The sequence below is a fragment of the Myxococcus xanthus genome (assembly GCF_013116825.1).
Classification (GTDB): Bacteria; Myxococcota; Myxococcia; order Myxococcales; family Myxococcaceae; genus Myxococcus; species Myxococcus xanthus_B.
This window is the reverse complement of the sequence record NZ_JABFNS010000248.1, coordinates 1-5,270: the sequence shown is the minus strand read 5'-3', so window position 1 is coordinate 5,270 and position 5,270 is coordinate 1. Positions and strand designations below refer to the sequence as shown.

The following is a 5,270-nucleotide window of genomic DNA, read 5'->3' as shown; positions in this document are numbered from 1 at the left end:
ACGAGCGCTCCACGCACAGCCCCACTCTCACCTCGGGGCCCACTCCCATTCCCCTCAGGTGGTGCGCCAACTGGTTTGCTCGGCGATTCAACGCCTCGTAACTCACCTGCTGCCCTGCCCACTCCACTGCCACCGCGCCCGGCGTCCTCTCCACCTGCGCTTCAAACAGCTCCGCCAGCGACGCTTCCCTCGGGTACTCCTCTCGCCGCCCGCTCCACTCCTCCACCAACAGGCGCCGCTCCTCCTCCGTCATCAACGACAGCTCGCCCAGGCGCGTCTCCGGATTCGCGACCGCGGCCTCGAGCAGCACCGACACCTGCTTCAGCAGCCGCTCCGCCGTCTTCGCCTCGAACAGGTCGCTGTTGTAATTGACTGACGCGGCGGCTCCTTCCGGCAGCTCGACGACGAACATCGACAGGTCGAACTTCGACGTCTGGATCCGCGCGTCCATCACCGTCAGCGACAATCCCTGTCGCAGCTTCACTTCGGGCGCAGGCGTGTTCTGGAGTGTCAGGGACACTTGAAACAACGGGCTGCGACTCAGGTCCCGCTCCGGCTGCAATGCCTCCACCAGCTTCTCGAACGGGACGTCCTGGTGCGCGTAGGCCCCCAGGGTCACCTCACGCACCTGCGCCAACATGTCCCGGAAGGAGAGCTCAGGACGTACGCGAGCCCTCAGCACCAGGGTATTGGCGAAGTTGCCGATGAGCCCCTCCGTCTCCGCCTGCGTGCGACCCGCGATGGGGAAGCCCACGCTGATGTCGTCCTGCCCCGAGAGCCGCCACAACACCGTCTGATACGCCGCCAGCAGCACCATGAACGGCGTGGCCCCTTCTCGCCGCGCGGTCACCTCCACTTGCTGCCACAGCGCCTTCGGCCACATCTGCCTCTGGACTCCGCCTCGAAAGGTCTGCGCCGCGGGGCGAGGCCTGTCCGTGGGGAGGTCCAGGAATCGCGGCGCGCCCGCCAGTGCCTCACGCCAGTAGCGAACCTGCGATTCCAACACCTCGTCCTTCAACCACTCACGCTGCCAGAGCGCATAGTCCGCGTACTGCACGGACAGCTCCGGCAATGGTGACGGCAGCCCTTGCGAGAACGCGTCGTAGAGTGCCGCCAGTTCCCGAAGCAGCACACTCGCGGACCAGCCGTCCGAGACGATGTGATGCAACAGCAGCACGAGGACGTGCGCCTGCTCGGACTGCTTCAACAGCAGGAGGCGTAGCAGCGGCCCACGCGCGAGCTCGAATGAACGGTCGACTTCCGCGCGCACCCGGCGGCGTACCTCGGACTCATCCTGGGCGCCCAGCTCCACCACGGAGAGGCGGACCGGCGATGGCGCAGCGATGCGCTGGACAGGTGCTCCTCCCTCATCCGGGAAGGCCGTGCGCAGGACTTCATGACGGCGCACCAGCTCCGAGAAAGCTCGCTCCAGGACAGACACATCCAGGGGGCCCTCCACCCGCAGCACATACGGCACGTTGTACTCGGTGCCGCCCGGTTTCAGCCGATCCAGGAACCACAGTCGCTGCTGCGCGAATGACAGCGGCACCCGGTCCCCCCGATGCATCGGACGTAGCGCGGGCAGCGCCTGGCTTCGAGTCGCCTGCTCCACCTGCTGGGCAAAGGACCTCAATGTGGGCGCCTCGAAGACGGCGCGTAGCGGGACCTCTACGCCCAGGACCGCACGCACACGCGCAACCACCTGCGTGGCCAGGAGCGAATGTCCACCCAACGCGAAGAAGTCGTCCTCCCGGCCTACCCGCTCCACCCGCAAGACGTGGGCCCAGACAGCGGCCAACGACTCTTCCATGGGGGAAGCCGGCGCCTCATAGGCGGAAGCCGGGCCACGCGCCGACACGTCCGGCACGGGCAGCGCGCGCCAGTCCACCTTGCCGTTGGGCGTCAGCGGCAAGGCGTCCAGCACCACCAGCGCCGACGGCACCATGTACCCGGGAAGCCGCTGCTGGAGGAAGGCCCTGAGGGCCGCGATGTCCGGAGCCGCCCGGGCCGTACGAACGGCGTAGCCCACCAGCCGTTTGTCTCCAGGCACCTCTTCTCGCGCGACCACCACCGCGTCCTGGACGTCGGGATGCGCTCTGAGCACCGCCGCCACTTCTCCGGGCTCCACCCGGAACCCTCTCACCTTCACCTGGAAGTCCGTCCGCCCGATGAACTCCAGTCGCCCATCCCCCAACCACCGCACCTTGTCCCCCGTGCGGTACATCCTCGCTCCAGCCTCCCCACTGTACGGGTCCGGCACGTACCGCTCCGCCGTCAACTCCGGGCGCCCTACGTACCCTCGCGTGACCTGCGCCCCTCCCACGTACAACTCTCCCCCCACGCCCACCGGTACAGGGCGCAGGCTCCCGTCCAGCACGTACACCCGCGTGTTGCCCATCGGCCGTCCCAGCGGCACCGTCGCGGGTGACTCCGCTCGACGCGGCAGCTCCACCCGCCCCGCCAGCACCCCCACCGTCGTCTCCGTCGGGCCGTAGTGGTTGTGCACCTCGCACCCGGGCGCCAACGCCGCCACCTGCTCCAGCAGGCTCCACGACGCCGCCTCGCCTCCCACCACCAGCCGCTTCGTCGGCAACACCTGCCCTGGCGCAGCGCCACTCATCAGCGCCGCGAGGTGCGAGGGCACCACCTTCAAACACTCCACCCCATGCCGCTGGAAGTACTCCTCCACGCCCGCCGCGCTGCTTGCCCTCTCCTGCGTCAGCACATGCAGCAGTCCCCCTGTCCACAACGCCGCGTACAGCACCGTGTTTCCCAGGTCCGCCGCCAACGTCGACACCAGCGCGAAGCGTGTGCACTCCGCCAACCCCAGCCGCGCATTCGCCGCTTCCACGTAGTTGGCAAGCTGCCCGTGTGTGACCGCCACGCCCTTTGACCGCCCCGTGCTTCCAGATGTGAACAGCACGTACGCCAGTTGCTCGGGATGTACCGCTACCCGCGGTGCTTCCGTCGGCTGCGCCTCGAGCCGCGCCGCGTCTCCATCCATCTCCACCCGGCGCGCCGACAGCCCCTCGAACGTCGCCGCATACCGCGTCTGCGTCACCACCACCGGTGCGGCCACTTCTTCCACCAGCGCGCGCAGGCGGGATTCTGGTTGCGAGGGGTCCAGCGGCACGTACGCGCCTCCCGCTTTCAGGATCCCCAGCATCGCCACCACCCACTCCACGCCCCGCTCCAGGCACAGCGCCACTGGCACTTCCGCGCCCACCCCCATTCCCCTCAACTGGTGCGCCACCTGGTTGGCCTGCGCTTCCAACTGGCGGTACGTCAGCACCCGCTCCTCGCACCGTACCGCGGGCGCCTCCGGCGTCCGCTCCGCGTGGTGCTCGACGCGCCGGTGGACAGCCTCCCATGGGAGAGCCGTTGCCGAGCCGTTCCATTCCACCAGCACCTGATGACGCTCGGCATCGGCCAGCAGCGGTATCTCGGAGAGGCGCGATGCGGGCCGCGTGGTGACGGCCTTCAGCACCTGCTCCAGGTGGAACACCATCCGCTCCGCCGTGGCCACCGTGAAGAGGTCGGTGCTGAACTGGAGCAAGCCCTCGAAACCCCGTGGTGTCTCCCCCAGACTCAACGAAAGCTCGAAGCGCGCCGCCTCCTTGTCGATCAACCCCATCGGCTTCACGGTCAGCCCGGGCAGCGCCAACGGCCCCACCGGGGCGTTCTGCAATACGAAGAGGACCTGGAAGAGCGCGCTGCGCCCCAGGTTCCGCTCGGGTTGCAGATGCTCCACGAGCTTCTCGAAGGGAAGGTCCTGATGCTCGTACGCCCCCAGCGTGCGCTCACGCACCTGCGCTAGCAGTTCACTGAAGGTGGCATGAGGTTGGACCTGGGCGCGGAGGACCAGGGTGTTGACGAAGAAGCCGATGAGCCCCTCCGTCTCTTCGTACCGGCGCCCCGCGATGGGCGAGCCCACCAGCACGTCCTCCTGCCCCGAGTAGCGCGACAACAGGAGCTGGAAGGCCGCCAGCAGCACCATGAAGGGTGTGGCTCCCTCCGCATGGGCAAGTGCTGTCACGGCGTCGCTCATCGGCCGTGGCAACCTCACCGGCACCCATGCCCCGCGGTGCGACAACGTCGCCGGCCTGGCCTTGTCGGTAGGCAGCTCCAGATGGGGAGGTGCGCCAAACAGCTGCTGCCGCCACCAGTCGAGCTGTGTCTCCAGCACGGCCCCGCTCAGCCATTGCCGCTGCCACACCGCGTAGTCCGCGTACTGCACGGGCAACTCCGGCAACCCGGGAGACCGTCCTTCGAGGAAGGCGGCATAGAGCGCGCCCACCTCGCGGACCAGCACGCCCAGCGACCAACCATCCGAGACGATGTGATGCAGCACCAGCACCAGGGCGTGCACATCCGGCGACAGCCGCGACAGTCCCACGCGCATCAGGGGGCCGCGCTCCAGATGAAACGGCCGCAGGGCTGTGCGCGTCGCACGCGCGCGGAATTCGGCCTCCCGCTCCTCTTCCGGCAGCGTGCTCAAGTCCTCGAAGGCGAGCTGGACGTCCATGGCCGGATGGATGACCTGGACAGGCTGTCCCTCGTGGGAAGCAAACGTCGTGCGCAACGACTCGTGGCGCGCCACCAGCGCGGAGAACGCGCGCTGCAACGCGCCCACATCGAGCGAGCCCTCGATTCGGAGGACGATGGGGACGTTGTAGCTGGCACTGCCCGGGTGGAGCTGGTCGATGAACCAGAGCCGCTGTTGGGCGAACGACACGGGCAATGCGCCCATGCGAGGTACCCGGGTCAGCGCTGGCACGGTCGGCGACGCCGCTTCCCGCGCCGCCTCCTCGATTCGCAGCGCGAGCCCTTCGAGGGCCGGTGACGCGAAGAGCGTGCGCAGGGGCAACTCCACGCCGAAGGCGGAGCGGATGTGCGCGATGAGCTGCGTGGCCAGCAACGAGTGCCCGCCCAACTCGAAGAAGTCAGCGTCCGCGCTCACCCGCTCGATGCCCAGCACTTCACACCAGATGATGCTCAGCCGCTGCTCGGTGGCCGTACGCGGCTCGATGTGCTGACGCGGCTCGGAGGGCCCCGCGTCGAAGGCCAACAATGCTCTCCGGTCGACCTTGCCGTTGGGCGTCAGCGGCAGCGCCTCCAGCACCACCACCACCGACGGCACCATGTACTCCGGCAGCTTCTGCCTCACGTACTCCTTCAGCGCCCCTCCCTCTCCTCCAGGCGCCACCACGTACGCCTCCACCCGCTTCTCCTGCCCCTCTCCCCTCACCACCGCCGCCGCTTCCTTCACC

At 68.4% G+C, this 5,270-nt stretch carries 1 protein-coding gene; it reads right to left on the bottom strand.

The window, feature by feature from the left end; translation table 11 throughout:
* Window positions 1-5,270, bottom strand: a 5,270-nt coding sequence (locus HNV26_RS36735) for a non-ribosomal peptide synthetase (protein WP_171453016.1), incomplete at both ends; no start/stop codon positions are given.